Genomic DNA, 15,406 nt, shown 5'->3' on the forward strand with positions numbered 1-15,406 from the left:
TCGAGTAACTTTCTTGTCAGCTAAAACTAGCAAACTCTTAATGATTTTGGTGTGCTTCTGTTTCGGACTCATTTGAGTCATTTGCAGATGCTTTCTCAGAATCGTTGGAACTATGATTATGTCCACCGTGTTCACCCTCAGGAGGAGGCATAAATCCTAAATGTGTGCCCGTATAGGTGGACTGTCCAAGATGGCCTGGTTTTAATAACTCATCAAATTTTTCTTCCGTTAACGGTTTTGCCGTTTCTTTTACCTCTTCTACCCATTCTTCAAATTCATCTTTAGGCATAGCTTCAACGTTAAATGTATTTTCTGCGAATCCTTTCCCGCTAAAGTTTGCATTTCTGCCCATGAACTCCCCGGGAACATCTGCAGCTAAATGTAAGGTGTTAACCATGTCAGACATGGCATATTTTTGGCCACCGAGCTGAGGAATCCAAAAACTTGTAATAGGTCCGTAGGAATAAAGTTTAAATTCGATTGGACGGTCGGTCGGAATATATAAGTAGTTAACCGTTTCGATGTTCTCCTCTGGATAACTAAAATGCCATTTCCAGTTAGAGGAGGAAGCATAAATGATTAATGGTTTTTTATTTTCATAGCCTTTCGGTGTTGACTCTACTTCATAATTTGATTTAACAGACATAACAGAAAGGAATATAACGATTAACACCGGAATTCCTACACATACTGCTTCAACCAATAAGCTTCCCTTAATATGTGGTGGCTCATAATCTTTACTCTGTTTTGAAGCACGGAACTTTATTAACATATATACAAGCATAGCAAATACTACGATGACGATTACTGACATTAAAATAATTGATAATATGATGTCATCTGCTTGTGTTTTGGCTTGTGGTCCTTTAGGATCTAAAACCATTAACGGCTCGCAACCTGTAAGCAATGTGAAAATGGTAAATATTGAAGACAAAACAACCCATTTAAATTTCATTGTGGTACCCCTTTCTACAATTCTTAAAGTCTTTATATAGACTGTGATATATATCACACTTATCTCTTCATATTATAATGACTTTAATTAAAAAGTCATTCGAATGTGAAATATGTCACAAAATGTTCAAAAATAAGAATGATTGTTTATTTTCCAGTAGCAATCATTAGCATTTAATTTAGAAATCGATTATCATGTAAAAGATATAATGAATTTGATTACCAAGTATAGCCAATTGTAGTAAACTTCTCCTTTTAAAGTTAAATAAACTAATAGAGCTTGGAAGCCGTTTTTAGAAAACGATTTCCAAGCTCTTTTTTTATTATTCATCCTCTGCAAATTAAATATAGTAATTAAATCATATTTTTATTTCGTTCTCATGAACTAATAGGATGTTTTATGCGTATCATATTTCCCTTACCCTCCGCATATTGTTTGATGATGGGAAAGGAGTGTTCAAAAATGATTAGTGTAGAAATAACCAAAAAAATTGATAGCATCGCTCATCCGAAGGTTCGTAATATAGTAAAAATTTGTATAGAAAATGGCTGCAGGTTTAAACCACATCCAAGCAACCCAAACTTAATTAATTTATTCGATCCAACACAAAGGAAAAATATTATTGGAGACATTAACCCCGCAAGCCCTAGAGGATATTTCACATTAGAGGTAGAAAATGGCCGTTTCAAATCATTTAGAAATGAAATCATCGGTTTGGACATTGACAAAGCAAATTTTGAAGAGAGTGTTTTAAAGAGGATAAACCGGTAGAAAAAAAGTCATGATTTCACTTAATGAAATCATGACTTTTTTTACCTTTGGGATCGCTAACAATTAAATTATTTATAAAAGGCACGCTTTAAGGCGATACCCGCTTTTTCTAGGGCATCTTTACCTTGATTTATAACGGCTGACATACTGATGAAGCCATGGATTGTACCAGCATAGCGAACAGCTTCGACTTCGACACCAGCATCAGCTAACTTTTTCGCGTAAGCCTCACCCTCATCTCTTAGCGGATCATACTCAGCGGTAATCACTAACGCTGGCGGTAAGCCATTAACATCCTCATAAAGATATGGAGATACCAGCGGGTTTTGTTTATCCTCTTCACTGTTTAAATAGCATTCACGGAACCATTCCATTGTTCCTTTTGTTAAGAAATAGCCCTCAGAATTTTCCTTCATTGAAACCGTGGCTTTCCCTCCTACATTTGTACTAGGATAGAGGAGAAGCTGGAAACATATCTCTGGAGCCTTTCTGTCCTTTGAAAGATTCGTAACAACAGCTGCTAGATTACCGCCAGCACTATCGCCGCCAACTGCAATCCTCGTGCGGTCTACCTGAAACTCTTCCGCATGATCATAAACATATTGAACAGCGGAATAGGAATCTACCACCGCTGCGGGAAATTTATGTTCCGGTGCTAATCGATAATCTACTGAAATGGTCACACAGTTAGCGTGGTTTGTAAGTGCTCTGCAGACATCATCGTGAGAATCAATATTACCGATTACCCAACCGCCACCATGGAAAAAAACAAGTGCCGGGTACGTATCCTGTGTTTCCATAGGATAATAGATACGTACAGGAATATCCGATTCAGGACCTGGAACAGTCCGATCCTCAACCTTGCCAACAGGTTCGATTGCGCCACGCGGCATAATGAATGCAGCCCTTGCCTGCTCTGGAGACAACGTTTCCATTGGCGGTGCACCTGCAGCAGCCAATTGATCTAATACAAATTTCGTTTGTGGATCAAGTGTCATTCTTTCGCCTACCTTCTGTTATAATATTCTAACAATTACTTCATTCGTTACATATCCTTATTTTTCCTGCAAATAGGTATCTACTATTTTAAATAAGATTTATAAACCGATACTCTAGTATTGAAATAATATTTCAGATAGAAAAACAGCCTGCCTAAAAAGGCGGCTGTAATGCAGTAATTCCTTATAAAATAGGAGATAACAACCTGGAAACTGATTCCTTCAGTCGCACTTCCAATGATCGTTTTTGATATTCTTCAAATGTGAGTAATTTGGAAACTAACATATCTTCCTTAAATATTCTTGTCAGTTTTTTAGAAATCTCTTCGTCATATAAAAACGCGTTTACTTCAAAATTGAGCTTAAAACTGCGATAATCTATGTTCGCTGTGCCAACAGATGAGACTTCTTCATCCACAACAAGCGTTTTTGCATGGACAAATCCATTATTGTAAATATATACATTTGCGCCAATTTTTAGCAAGTCGCCAATATGTGAAAGTGTAGCCCAGTAAACAAATAGATGATCGGGTTTGTTAGGAATCATAATATTGACTTCAATCCCAGATAAACAAGCAATCCTTAGTGCATCTAATAAACTTGCATCAGGAATAAAATACGGAGTTTGAATATAAATGGATTTTTTGGCAGACATAATCATTTTAATATAACCGTTTTTTATATGTTCTAACTCAGAATCTGGACCACTTGTTACGATTTGTATTCCAACCGCTCCATGGGATACATTTTCCGGAAATAGATTAGGAACATAGTAAACATCATTTACATCTGAAGCCTGATTCCAATCCAGAATAAACCTAACCTGCAGCGCATATACCGCCATACCCTGAATCCTTAAATGTGTATCGCGCCAATATCCAAATTTCGCATTAAGTCCCAGATATTCATCTCCAACATTAAAGCCGCCAACATAACCGATTTTCCCATCTATAACCACTAACTTCCGATGATTCCTATAGTTCATTCGCAGATTAATAAAACGAAATTTAGAAGGAAAAAACACCTCAACCAGTCCACCTGCGGCACGGAAATCCTTAAATAAACGTTTAGGCAAGCCCCGTGAACCAAGTTCATCATATAAGACTCTGACTTTTATTCCTTCTTTGGCTTTTTTCGTTAGCTCTTCAATTAATTTTTTGCCAAGATTATCATTTTTGATGATGTAGTATTGGATATGTATATACTCCTTGGCATTTTTAATATCTTTAAATAACTGGTCAAATTTCTCTTTTCCATCTGTAATGATTTGTACACTATTATCTTCCGTTAAGATGGCTTGGTTTTTGATTAAGTGCATATAAATTAGGTCCCGACTATTGCTGGTAACCTGATTGAAAAATTTAAATTTATTGGCACGAAGTGTTGTTATTTGAGTTTCCAGCACTTCCTCGAAGCCAGTCTTTTTAATGTCATCCCATTGAAATAGGCGCTTTCGACTCAAATTTTGTCCCAAAAGCAGATACAAGATAAACCCTAAAATAGGGATGAAAAATAGTACTAATAGCCATGCCCATGAGGAGCCAACGTCCCTCCGTTCTTTAAAAATTACAAAAAGGGCCATAATGATGTTTAATACGAGAATTAAACTAAGTAAAACGGAAGTAAAATTCATCAAATAACCCCTTTCCAAGGTAATAGAGACACTTTATCAAATATGGAAATATTTATTCTATCTTAACCTCATTATACTTTACCTTTAACAATACTTCCTGTTATAAGCAAGAAACAATGGCTTATCTTTTACATCAGAGGTCATCCTACCTGCCCAATTGTCCGTCCTATCTGCCTTTTTCAGAGGCTTATCTGCATAATGATTCTCCCTATTTCCAAATAGAGTGTTTTACCCGCTATTCTTCTTTTATGCAAAAAAAGATTTCCTTATGAATTACACAAGGAAATCTTTTTTATGATATAAGGAAACTAAATTAATAGAATAGGCGTACGGGGTCACTTACACCATACGCCTTTTCCTCTAATTCTTCATTGTCAAAATACTACTTCAATGCAATGCAAATATTTTTCGCTTCCGTAAAGAATTCCAGACTGTAATGACCGCCTTCACGTCCGATTCCGCTTTTCTTAAATCCGCCAAATGGAGCACGGAGGTCGCGGACAAACCAGCAATTCACCCAAATGGTGCCTGCACGAACAGAATGAGAAATACGGTGGGCACGCTGGAGGTTCTCCGTCCAAACCACGCCATTTAAGCCGTATTCTGTATCATTTGCAATTCTAAGTGCCTCTTCCTCTGTATCAAATGGAATGATGGTTACGATTGGGCCAAAAATTTCTTCTTGGCAAATTCGAGATTTTGAATCTTCTTGAACATACACAGTAGGTTCTAAATAATACCCATTTTGTAAATAATCCGGCAGATCAGGTCGCTTTCCACCACAAATTAATGTTGCATTTTCCTCTTTAGCAATTTCTAGGTAGCTCGTTACTTTTTTATAATGCTCTTCACTAACAACTGGACCCATTTTTGTCTCTACGTCTTGCGGGTCTCCTACTTTCAGTTCTAGAGCCGCTTTCTTAAATCTCTCAAGAAACTCTTCTAAGATAGAGCGTTGAACTAAAATTCTTGATCCTGCGAGACATATTTGCCCAGAATTCATGAAGGCTGCATGAATCGAAACGGGTATGGCTTTATCAAGGTTCGCATCTTCAAACACGATATTAGCTGCTTTACCCCCGAGTTCGAAGGAAACCTTTTTCAACGTATCTGCTCCACTCTTCATGATTCGTTTCGCCGTAGCGGTAGAACCCGTAAATGATACAAGGTCAACTTCAGGATGTGTAGTGAGGGCCGTTCCAACAACCCCGCCAAGACCATGAACGATATTTACCACACCATCTGGTATTCCAGCTTCTTTTGCAATTTCACCCAGTAAAGATACGGACAGCGGTGTCATTTCTGCTGGTTTAATCACTGCTGTGTTTCCTGCTGCAAGGCATGGACCAAGCTTCCAGGTTGTCAGCATAAAAGGTACATTCCAAGGGGTAATGAGCGCAGCAACCCCAACTGGTTCGTGACGAGTATAGTTCAGGTACTCCTCTTCCATCGGATACGTTTCTCCGCCCTGCTTTTCAATGAGATCGGCAAAGAATTTGATATTGTTTGCTGCTCGTGGAACTTCGTGTTCAACGGCTGAGTGATAGGGTTTCCCAACATCTGTAGCGTCCAGACGAGCGATTTCTTCCTTGCGTTCAAGGATGATTTCAGCCATACGACGAAGTTTTGCCGTGCGCTCCGCTACAGTCATTGTCCGCCATGGGCCATTTTCAAAAGCATTCCTTGCGGCGCGGCAGGCTTTATCCACATCTGCCTCTGTTGCTTCACTTACTTTTGCAATGATTTCTTGAGTAGCAGGGTTTTTTACATCAAAGGTTACTCCATTGACTGCTTGTACATATTCACCATTTATATATAAACCAACTTCTCTTATTCCTGTTTGTACTTGGGTCATTTTGTAACCTCATTTCTCTTCTTAACCGACTCTCCTGCGATTCCCCAATGTTCCGCTTCTACTTCATTAATCATGACACGCACATTTTGGACGGGAGCCTCTAACACTTCAGATACTAAGTCGGAAACCTCTCTAATCAATCGTTCTTTCTTTTCAGGCGATCTACCTTTAAGAATATTAATCTGAATAAATGGCATTCAAAATCTCTCCCTTCGCCTTGTTGTTTATTCAGTAAATACAGCTTCTACGGAACCCATTCCATCAAAGCTTGCGGAAAAATGGTCACCTGCTTCAATCTTAATTGCAGCAGATAAAGAGCCACTTAACACGACTTCGCCAGGTTGAATGCTTTGTCCCACCTTATACAGCTTATTCGCAAGCCAAGCTATCGCTCTCGCTGGATGCCCCATTACAGCTGCACCAGCTCCAGTAGCAACAACTTCTCCGTTCTGCTTGAACACCATTCCCATTAGCTTCAAATCAAGTTTTTCTGGTGAGTAAAATCTCTCTCCAATAATAAACCTTGATGATGAGGAATTATCCGCAACCGCATCTGCAAGTGTAAAGCTAAACCCTTGAAATCTGCTGTCGATGATTTCTACTGCAGGGGCTACATATTTTGTAGCAGCAAGTACATCTGCGACCGTTACATGAGGACCTATCAGTTCCTTTTCAAAAATAAACGCAATTTCCGGTTCCACTTTTGCATGAATAAATGGTGAAAGGGAAACTCGCTCTCCTTCTGACAATTGCATACTTTCAAGCAATACCCCGTAGGACGGCTCATGAACACCCATCATTACTTGTTTTGCCTTACTCGTTAATCCTAGCTTTCGCCCGACTCTTTTTGTGTTTTCTTCCTTGCATTTCATTTCGATTAAGCGTTCTTGTACTTGATAGGCTAATGCTTCATCCAATTCCGGATAGACTTCAACAAACTTATTAACCGACTTTTTCTGTTTTTCCGCCTCGTAAAGTTCAAAGGCAATCTGATCGATTACATCCGTCTTAATCATGTTTATCACCTAATTTCTATTTTTATCGTTTAAAGGAAGCAGTGACTGAACCGATATGAGCAAACTCAGCGGTAAATGTGTCACCTTCATTTACTTCGATTGCACTTGTTAACGCCCCAGAGAGAACGATTTCACCCGCTTTTAAGGCCACATCGTATTTACCTAAAGAATTTGCCAGCCAGGCAACGGAACGAAGCGGATTTCCAAGGACGGCTGCACCAGCACCTGAATCAATCATTTCTCCGTTACGATAAGCAACCATTCCGATACGGGTAAGATCCAGTCCTTCAAGCTTTGTCGGCTTTCCGCCAATAATGGCAGCAGCCGAAGAACCATTGTCTGCTACTGTGTCTTCAAATTTGATTTTCCAATCACCAATCCGGCTATCAATCACTTCAATTGCTGGAACGATATATTCCGTGGCTTCAATCACATCGAGAACAGAAACATTCGGACCTTTTAAATCCTTTTTCAAAATAAAGCCAATTTCAAATTCAACTTTGGGTTGAATATATTTATCAAGTGAAACGGTTTCCCCTTCGACATACATCATATCAGCCAATAAATGTCCATAATCAGGCTGGTTGACGCCAAACATATTTTGAATGGCTTTGCTTGTTGCCCCAATTTTCTTCCCGACAATGATTCCACCCTTTTCTACTTTTCTGCGGATAATCTCTAATTGAGTATAGTAGGCTTCATCCACTGTAATCCCTGGATAGGAAACCGTTAACGGTTCAATTACGTTTTTCGTTTCCTCTGCTTCCAATAAACGGCTTGCAGCTTCTTGAATGATCGTCACAATCGTTTCCTCCTAATCTACTGCTAAACTTTCAAGCCTTTTTTCTCTGCTAATTCAACTGCCACATCTAAGATCCAGTCTTCCTGTCCTGCAACTGCATTTCGTTTGCCCAATTCCTCCATGATTTCTGAGACTGGAACACCGAACTTTTCCGCTGCATGCCTTACATGTAATAAAAAGCTGTTATACACGCCTGCATAACCACTAGATAAATTGTCACGATCAATAACAATTGGAACCTCCATAATTGGAGCTACAACTTCTTCGGCAGCATCCATTAAAATCGCTAAGTTAATCCCTGTTTCTAGATTCATCTTATTTAAGACAGCCACTAGTACTTCCGTCGGTGCATTCCCTGCTCCTGCTCCAAGTCCCCTGAGGGTGCCGTCAATTTGATCGGCACCAGCTTCTAGCGCCGTAATAGTATTACCAATCGCTAAGCCAAGATTATTATGTGCATGAAAACCGACTTCAATGGATAATGCTTCTTTTAGAGCAGAAACCCTCTCCCTCACACCACTTTGAACGAGCGCCCCAGCGGAATCGACGACATAGACACAATCAGCACCATATGATTCCATCAACTTAGCCTGCTCTACAAGGACTCTGGCAGGTTGCGTATGCGACATCATTAAGAAACCTACTGTTTCAAGCCCCAATTCTTTTGCTAGCCGGAAATATTGCTCTGTTACATCTGCTTCCGTGCAATGTACAGCAATACGGATGACAGAGATACCAATTTCAGCTGCTTTTCTTAACTCGGTGCTCGTTCCAATTCCTGGAACGAACAACGAGGCAATTTTTGCTTGTTTCGCTGTTTCGACAGCCACTTTAATCAAATCAAATTCAGAATGAACAGAGAATCCTTGCTGAATTGTTGAACCATTCAACCCTGCACCATGACTGACCTCGATTACAGGTACACCTGCTTCATCTAAACTCCGAACAATCGTCCTTATCATTTCCGGAGTATAACTATGGGCTATAGCATGATCGCCATCTCGTAGTGTCGTATCTGTAAGTCTTGGTATTTTCATCGGCTTACCTCCTTAGTTCCTAGAAAATGCGCGGCATAGCCCTCGCCTACTCTATGTGCTGAGGCTGTCATGATATCTAAATTTCCCGCATATGTAGGGAAAAAATCTCCTGCACCGACAACCTCATTCATGATCACCACGGTCGGTAATCGTCCCCAAGGGGTTTCCCGGTAATCAATAAATGGGGTGCCTTTTAATCTGTAGCCAGGTACATAGCTGGAAATCTCATCTGCAATCGATTGAACAGAAGAAATGACAGCTGATTCATCAAACTCCTCTTTAATGACTACATAAACTGAATTCGTCATATTAATCGGTGGTTCTGCAGGATTAAAAACAGGAATCGCTCTTGCTATTTTTGCCCCGCCAACTTTATGAACGGCATTTGCCGTCGTCCGAACAAATTCGTCTACATTTTGTCTTGTTCCCGGTCCAATCGAAAGACTTGCTGCCGTTGCAATGACTTCAGCATAATGAACAGGTACAATACGATTTACTGCGTAAACAAGAGGGGTAGTCGCCTGCCCGCCACACGAAATCAAGTTTACGTTCATGGCTTCAATATGTTCATTTAAGTTCACGGTAGGGACAACAAACGGTCCTACTGCTGCAGGAGTCATATCAATTGCCAATTTTCCCCGTTCACGTAATGCTTCTGCATTCAACTTATGTGCTTTTGCGCTAGTTGCATCAAAAACAATCTTAATCTCTGGGTCTTCCAATATTGCATCTATTCCATGATGGCTTGTACGAACTCCCTTAGCCTGAGCTCTTGCCAGCCCTTCTGAATTAGGGTCAATCCCTGCCACCATCGCTAACTCCAAATTTCCCTCAGTTTTTAATATTTTGTACATTAAGTCTGTTCCAATATTTCCTGATCCTAAAATCGCAGTTTTTACTTTAGTCAAGATCTCTCACCCTCTTTCTATTATTCTAGGAATTAAGGTTTTACTACTTCAACAGGCTTGGCAACTGTAAGTGGTGTACCTTGCGTCCACCAAGATTCAGGGAATGCTGTACCGATCCAAGTGTCTCCGTTGCCTGGTACATCCTCTATCTCCCACACGACAGGTTTCCATGCTGGGTCGGTAATAATATAGCCTGCATCTCCGAACAATTCGATTCTGTTCCCGCCTGGTTCAATTACATACATACAGAACGCTTGGCTGATTCCATGTTTATTGGGAGGAACTTCAACGAAAACACCATGGTCTTTAAGCAAATCCGCAAGATCATAAAGATTTTGTGGAATTCCATACCAGTAACAAAGATGATGGAGTTTTCCTTTTACTCCCTGAGGCTCTTGCATGTAGGCAATTTCATGGACGAGATTGGAAACGCTTAACCAGCTTCCAAGCACATGGCCATTATCTTGGATTTGCTCTCTTAAACGGAACCCTAGCTGATCTAGTAAGAAATCTGTATCCTCTCCAGGGTTAGAAGTCATTAAATTAATATGATCAAGTCGTCGTACTGGCACACCCTGAGTTGGACGCTTTGAAGGACGATTTAATAATTTTGATCTTTGTTCTTCTGGAACGTCGTAGTATTCCATATCCCATAAAATTTCCATTAAATGACCATCAGGCGTCGTAAACTGGTATGCCTTCCCATGACCAATATCTCCATCGATCCAGCCTTTGCCCAACCCAGTTTTTTCAATTTCCTCCACTCGACGTTGAAGCGCTTGAGGTGAAGTTGCACGCCATGCTACATGTCCTACTCCTGCTTCCGGTGACTCCGTTATTTTTAATGTATTGTGGTAAAAATCTTCATAAGCACGAAGATAAACAGATTTTTCTGAACGAGCAGTTACTTCCATTCCTAAGAATCTTGTGAAAAATTCAACTGATTTTTCAAGTTTTGGAGAAAGAATCTCCACGTGTGCTAGTTGTGCAACATCAAAAATTGGTTCCTTAAAATTGGTCATGTACAGTTCCTCCCTGGATTCTTCATTTAAAATTTTGAAACGTAAAAAACTATATTGACGTAATATACTGAAAAATGATACCGTTTTCATTATAGACGGTGTCACTCTTTTCGAAATTGTCTAAATCTTGCTGTATGCTTATATGTTAATCGATAGTAAATAGGCATACAACATGACCGTCCCTTTATACGGGACACTTTCTGAATTTTAATATTATTTTTCATGATGGGAGAAAACTATGATTCCAGAACAAGAAAATCTGCTCTCTTCAGTAAAAAATGCTATCCGGATTCTACGCTCTTTTAAAATGGATCAGCCACAAAAAGGGGTACGCGAACTTGCTGCAGAGCTTGGATTAGGAAAAAGCAGCGTTCAAAGAATTCTAGTGACACTAGCATCAGAAGGTTTGGTACATAAAAATATTGAAACCAACAAATATGAATTGGGCTTATCTGTTGTAGAATTGAGCTCGATTGTCCTTGGCAACATCGATCTACACACTGAATCACTTCCAATCCTCAAAAAACTAGCATTTAATTGCGGGGAAACTGCCCATCTCGCTATCTTAGAAGATAGTCAAATTGTCTATTTGGGTAAAGTAGAAAGTGAGGGCAGCTCCCAAGTGAAGTCCCACCTGGGGTTCCACAATTACGCTCATTGCACTAGTTCTGGCAAGCTTCTGCTTGCTCACAGTGACAACTACTTTGTTGAACTTATTTTGCAGAATGGACTTGATTCCCTAACTCCTCATACGATTACCAATCCAGATATTTTCCGCAAAGAGTTGAAGACCATCTTAAATCAAGGGTATTCGGTCAGCGTTGGGGAATATAATCTGGGAGTGACTTCCGTATCTGCTCCAGTAAGAGATTATTCTGGTAAAGTCATTGCCGCTATCAATCTAGTCGGACCAAGTCCTAGATTTTCAAAACAACGGATTCACTATTTTGCTAGTGAACTAATCCGTTCAGGTGATTTAATTTCTGAGAGACTTGGTTATTGGAAGAGATGAAAATGGTTCCAATGGTGACCTGTTCGCCGTGAGGCCAAGAGGAAAATTGTGGAGGCGGATTCATCATTATCTGAACGATGTAAAGATCCGCCTCCAGCTTTTTGGTCTTTTTTCAATTATTACTAATTTATTAATTATGGCTTCACTACTTCAGGTGACTTTACTTTTGTAACCGGTGTACCGCGCAACCACCAAGATTCTGGGAATGCAGTACCAATCCATGTATCACCATTGCCTGGTACATCCTCCATTTCCCAAATGACTGGCTTCCAATCTGGATCCATAATTAAATATCCCGTATCACCAAACAGCTCAATTCGATTTCCTCCTGGCTCATATACATACATACAGAAAGCTTGGCTAATTCCGTGTTTATTCGGAGGAACCTCAACAAAATAACCATGATCCTTAAGTAAATCTGCAATATCATAAAGATTTTGCGGAATCCCATACCAATAGCAAAGATGATGGAGCTTGCCTTTTTCACGGTTAGGCTCTTGCATGAAGGCAATTTCATGAACAAGATTGGAGACGCTTATCCAACTTCCGAGCACATTGCCGTTATCTCTGATTTGCTCTCTTAGCCGGAACCCTAGAGTATCTAACATAAAGTTTGTATCTGCTTCCGGATTAGAGGTCATTAAATTAATATGATCTAAACGACGAACAGGTACACCATGATCAGGTCGTTTTGAAGGACGATTTAATAGTTTTGATTTTTGATCTTCCTGAGGTATATAATATTCAACTTCCCAAAAAATTTCCATTTTATAGCCATCAGGTGTTGTAAACTGATAGGCCTCACCATGACCGATATCGCCATCAATCCACCCACACCCTAATCCAGTTTTTTCAATTTCCTCCACTCTGCGATGAAGAGCCTGAGGTGAGGATGCACGCCAGCCTACATGCCCTACTCCTGCTTCCTTTGCTTCCGTAATTTTTAGTGTGTTATGGTAAAAGTCCTCATATGCACGAAGATAAACAGATTGACCTACACGAGCAGTTACTTCCATCCCTAGAAATCTAGTAAAAAATTCAACTGATTCTTCAAGTTTGGGAGAAAGAATCTCCACATGTGCAAATTGAGCCACATCATAATTTGGTTCTTGGTAATTTTTCATTTTTATTCCCCCTGATTTTAATTAAATGATAATGAGTACATACAAAACCAGTCCCCTACAAATTGATACCGCTTACATTTTTAAGGTCCTTTTAGATACTACTTCTATCATCTCCACATTTTGAATTTTCTTCATGTTTCCTTCACTGAACTTCTTTAACACTAACTTTATGTTAATTTATCTGACAATCCTTTACAACGACATCATATGTCAGAAAATTTTTAAAAAACTAATATCTCCTGTCGGTTTTTTGGAAGGATCAATTCCGTTGGACACTATCGGGCTTGCTTATATAAAATTCCTCATATATAAAAATCGGATATTCCGTAAAACAAAAAAACAACCAATTAAGGTTGCTCTTAAATGTGCCTGGCAACGTCCTACTCTCACAGGGGCGCCTGCCCCAACTACCATCGGCGCTAAGAAGCTTAACTTCCGTGTTCGGTATGGGAACGGGTGTGGCCTTCTCGCCATAATTACCAGACTATTTAATTAGAGAAAATTTTCATTCCCTCAAAACTAGATAATGCTTGAAGAAGAAAATAAAACAAGTTCGCCTTTTAAATATGGTTAAGTCCTCGAACGATTAGTATCAGTCAGCTCCACACGTCACCGCGCTTCCACCTCTGACCTATCAACCTGATCATCTTTCAGGGTTCTTACTAGCTTGACGCTATGGGAAATCTCATCTTGAGGGGGGCTTCATGCTTAGATGCTTTCAGCACTTATCCCGTCCGCACATAGCTACCCAGCGATGCCTTTGGCAAGACAACTGGTACACCAGCGGTGCGTCCATCCCGGTCCTCTCGTACTAAGGACAGCTCCTCTCAAATTTCCTGCGCCCACGACGGATAGGGACCGAACTGTCTCACGACGTTCTGAACCCAGCTCGCGTACCGCTTTAATGGGCGAACAGCCCAACCCTTGGGACCGACTACAGCCCCAGGATGCGATGAGCCGACATCGAGGTGCCAAACCTCCCCGTCGATGTGGACTCTTGGGGGAGATAAGCCTGTTATCCCCGGGGTAGCTTTTATCCGTTGAGCGATGGCCCTTCCATGCGGAACCACCGGATCACTAAGCCCGACTTTCGTCCCTGCTCGACTTGTAGGTCTCGCAGTCAAGCTCCCTTGTGCCTTTACACTCTGCGAATGATTTCCAACCATTCTGAGGGAACCTTTGGGCGCCTCCGTTACTCTTTAGGAGGCGACCGCCCCAGTCAAACTGCCCACCTGACACTGTCTCCCACCCCGATAAGGGGTGCGGGTTAGAATTTCAATACAGCCAGGGTAGTATCCCACCGACGCCTCCACCGAAGCTAGCGCTCCGGCTTCTCAGGCTCCTACCTATCCTGTACAAGCTATACCAAAATTCAATATCAGGCTACAGTAAAGCTCCACGGGGTCTTTCCGTCCTGTCGCGGGTAACCTGCATCTTCACAGGTACTATAATTTCACCGAGTCTCTCGTTGAGACAGTGCCCAGATCGTTACGCCTTTCGTGCGGGTCGGAACTTACCCGACAAGGAATTTCGCTACCTTAGGACCGTTATAGTTACGGCCGCCGTTTACTGGGGCTTCAATTCAGAGCTTCGCTTGCGCTAACCCCTCCTCTTAACCTTCCAGCACCGGGCAGGCGTCAGCCCCTATACTTCGCCTTGCGGCTTCGCAGAGACCTGTGTTTTTGCTAAACAGTCGCCTGGGCCTATTCACTGCGGCTCTTCGAGGCTATTCACCCCAAAGAGCACCCCTTCTCCCGAAGTTACGGGGTCATTTTGCCGAGTTCCTTAACGAGAGTTCTCTCGCTCACCTTAGTTCTCTCCTCGCCTACCTGTGTCGGTTTGCGGTACGGGCACCTTTTATCTCGCTAGAGGCTTTTCTTGGCAGTGTGGAATCAGGAACTTCGGTACTATATTTCCCTCGCTATCACAGCTCAGCCTTCACGAGAAGCGGATTTTCCTACTTCTCAGCCTACCTGCTTAGACGCGCATATCCAACAGCGCGCTTACCCTATCCTCCTGCGTCCCCCCATCACTCAAACGATAAAGAGGTGGTACAGGAATATCAACCTGTTGTCCATCGCCTACGCCTTTCGGCCTCGGCTTAGGTCCCGACTAACCCTGAGAGGACGAGCCTTCCTCAGGAAACCTTAGGCATACGGTGGATGGGATTCTCACCCATCTTTCGCTACTCATACCGGCATTCTCACTTCTAAGCGCTCCACCAGTCCTTACGGTCTAGCTTCAACGCCCTTAGAACGCTCTCCTACCACTGA

Annotated in this window: 13 protein-coding genes and 2 rRNA genes (1 of these 15 running past the window's edge); 2 read left to right on the forward strand and 13 right to left on the reverse strand. The window is 41.2% G+C overall.

The window, feature by feature from the left end:
* Positions 1-37: 37 nt before the first annotated feature.
* Entirely contained in the window at positions 38-955 is a 918-nt protein-coding gene (qoxA, locus tag NSS81_RS01060) for a cytochrome aa3 quinol oxidase subunit II (protein ID WP_342431732.1), read from the reverse strand.
* Positions 956-1,417: 462 nt separating this feature from the next.
* Here qoxA and NSS81_RS01065 point away from each other — a divergent pair, with 462 nt between their 5' ends.
* The gene (locus tag NSS81_RS01065) at positions 1,418-1,726 is read left to right on the forward strand and encodes a hypothetical protein (protein ID WP_342431733.1); all 309 of its coding nucleotides are present in this window, start codon (positions 1,418-1,420) and stop codon (positions 1,724-1,726) included.
* A 68-nt stretch (positions 1,727-1,794) separates the two neighbouring features.
* Here the strand turns inward: NSS81_RS01065 and NSS81_RS01070 are convergent, their stop codons facing one another.
* The 9 genes from NSS81_RS01070 to NSS81_RS01110 form a co-directional block, all read right to left on the reverse strand.
* Complete coding sequence (locus tag NSS81_RS01070; protein WP_342431734.1) at positions 1,795-2,724, reverse strand: alpha/beta hydrolase; 930 nt, start codon at positions 2,722-2,724, stop codon at positions 1,795-1,797.
* Positions 2,725-2,908: 184 nt separating this feature from the next.
* The gene (cls, locus tag NSS81_RS01075; RefSeq protein WP_342431735.1) at positions 2,909-4,357 is read right to left on the reverse strand and encodes a cardiolipin synthase; all 1,449 of its coding nucleotides are present in this window, start codon (positions 4,355-4,357) and stop codon (positions 2,909-2,911) included.
* Between the two features lie 382 nt (positions 4,358-4,739).
* Positions 4,740-6,212, reverse strand: a complete 1,473-nt coding sequence (locus NSS81_RS01080; RefSeq protein WP_342431736.1) for an aldehyde dehydrogenase — start codon at positions 6,210-6,212, stop codon at positions 4,740-4,742.
* Positions 6,209-6,409, reverse strand: coding sequence for a 2-hydroxymuconate tautomerase (locus NSS81_RS01085; RefSeq protein WP_342431737.1), 201 nt, complete (start codon positions 6,407-6,409; stop codon positions 6,209-6,211). Before NSS81_RS01085 ends, NSS81_RS01080 begins: the two co-directional genes overlap by 4 nt.
* 27 nt (positions 6,410-6,436) lie before the next feature.
* Entirely contained in the window at positions 6,437-7,234 is a 798-nt protein-coding gene (locus NSS81_RS01090; RefSeq protein ID WP_342434156.1) for a fumarylacetoacetate hydrolase family protein, read from the reverse strand.
* A 16-nt stretch (positions 7,235-7,250) separates the two neighbouring features.
* A complete protein-coding gene (locus NSS81_RS01095) occupies positions 7,251-8,033 on the reverse strand; it encodes a 2-keto-4-pentenoate hydratase (protein ID WP_342434157.1) in 783 nt (260 codons plus the stop codon).
* 20 nt (positions 8,034-8,053) lie between these two features.
* A complete protein-coding gene (dmpG, locus tag NSS81_RS01100; RefSeq protein ID WP_342431738.1) occupies positions 8,054-9,067 on the reverse strand; it encodes a 4-hydroxy-2-oxovalerate aldolase in 1,014 nt (337 codons plus the stop codon).
* The gene (locus NSS81_RS01105; protein ID WP_342431739.1) at positions 9,064-9,975 is read right to left on the reverse strand and encodes an acetaldehyde dehydrogenase (acetylating); all 912 of its coding nucleotides are present in this window, start codon (positions 9,973-9,975) and stop codon (positions 9,064-9,066) included. The genes dmpG and NSS81_RS01105 overlap by 4 nt, the downstream gene beginning before the upstream one ends.
* 32 nt (positions 9,976-10,007) lie before the next feature.
* Entirely contained in the window at positions 10,008-10,997 is a 990-nt protein-coding gene (locus tag NSS81_RS01110) for a catechol 2,3-dioxygenase (RefSeq protein ID WP_342431740.1), read from the reverse strand.
* 238 nt (positions 10,998-11,235) lie between these two features.
* On the opposite strand from NSS81_RS01110, the gene NSS81_RS01115 reads away from it, so the two are divergent.
* Entirely contained in the window at positions 11,236-12,009 is a 774-nt protein-coding gene (locus NSS81_RS01115) for an IclR family transcriptional regulator (RefSeq protein WP_342431741.1), read from the forward strand.
* Positions 12,010-12,143: 134 nt separating this feature from the next.
* Here NSS81_RS01115 and NSS81_RS01120 read toward each other — a convergent pair whose 3' ends face one another.
* From NSS81_RS01120 to NSS81_RS01130, 3 genes are all read right to left on the reverse strand, one after another.
* On the reverse strand, positions 12,144-13,133 hold the full coding sequence (locus NSS81_RS01120) for a catechol 2,3-dioxygenase (RefSeq protein ID WP_342431742.1): 990 nt from the start codon (positions 13,131-13,133) through the stop codon (positions 12,144-12,146).
* A 367-nt stretch (positions 13,134-13,500) separates the two neighbouring features.
* Positions 13,501-13,617 (reverse strand): 5S ribosomal RNA (gene rrf / locus NSS81_RS01125).
* Between the two features lie 82 nt (positions 13,618-13,699).
* Positions 13,700-15,406: ribosomal RNA gene (locus NSS81_RS01130) — 23S ribosomal RNA — on the reverse strand (it continues 1,228 nt past the right edge of the window).

The sequence above is a fragment of the Neobacillus sp. FSL H8-0543 genome (assembly GCF_038592905.1).
GTDB lineage: Bacteria > Bacillota > Bacilli > Bacillales > Cytobacillaceae > Neobacillus.

Coding starts and splice junctions, on each gene's coding strand:
- qoxA (WP_342431732.1), bottom strand. CDS start 955: ATGAAATTTAAATGGGTTGTTTTGTCTTCAATATTTACCATTTTCACA.
- NSS81_RS01065 (WP_342431733.1), top strand. CDS start 1,418: ATGATTAGTGTAGAAATAACCAAAAAAATTGATAGCATCGCTCATCCG.
- NSS81_RS01070 (WP_342431734.1), bottom strand. CDS start 2,724: ATGACACTTGATCCACAAACGAAATTTGTATTAGATCAATTGGCTGCT.
- cls (WP_342431735.1), bottom strand. CDS start 4,357: ATGAATTTTACTTCCGTTTTACTTAGTTTAATTCTCGTATTAAACATC.
- NSS81_RS01080 (WP_342431736.1), bottom strand. CDS start 6,212: ATGACCCAAGTACAAACAGGAATAAGAGAAGTTGGTTTATATATAAAT.
- NSS81_RS01085 (WP_342431737.1), bottom strand. CDS start 6,409: ATGCCATTTATTCAGATTAATATTCTTAAAGGTAGATCGCCTGAAAAG.
- dmpG (WP_342431738.1), bottom strand. CDS start 9,067: ATGAAAATACCAAGACTTACAGATACGACACTACGAGATGGCGATCAT.
- NSS81_RS01110 (WP_342431740.1), bottom strand. CDS start 10,997: ATGACCAATTTTAAGGAACCAATTTTTGATGTTGCACAACTAGCACAC.
- NSS81_RS01115 (WP_342431741.1), top strand. CDS start 11,236: ATGATTCCAGAACAAGAAAATCTGCTCTCTTCAGTAAAAAATGCTATC.
- NSS81_RS01120 (WP_342431742.1), bottom strand. CDS start 13,133: ATGAAAAATTACCAAGAACCAAATTATGATGTGGCTCAATTTGCACAT.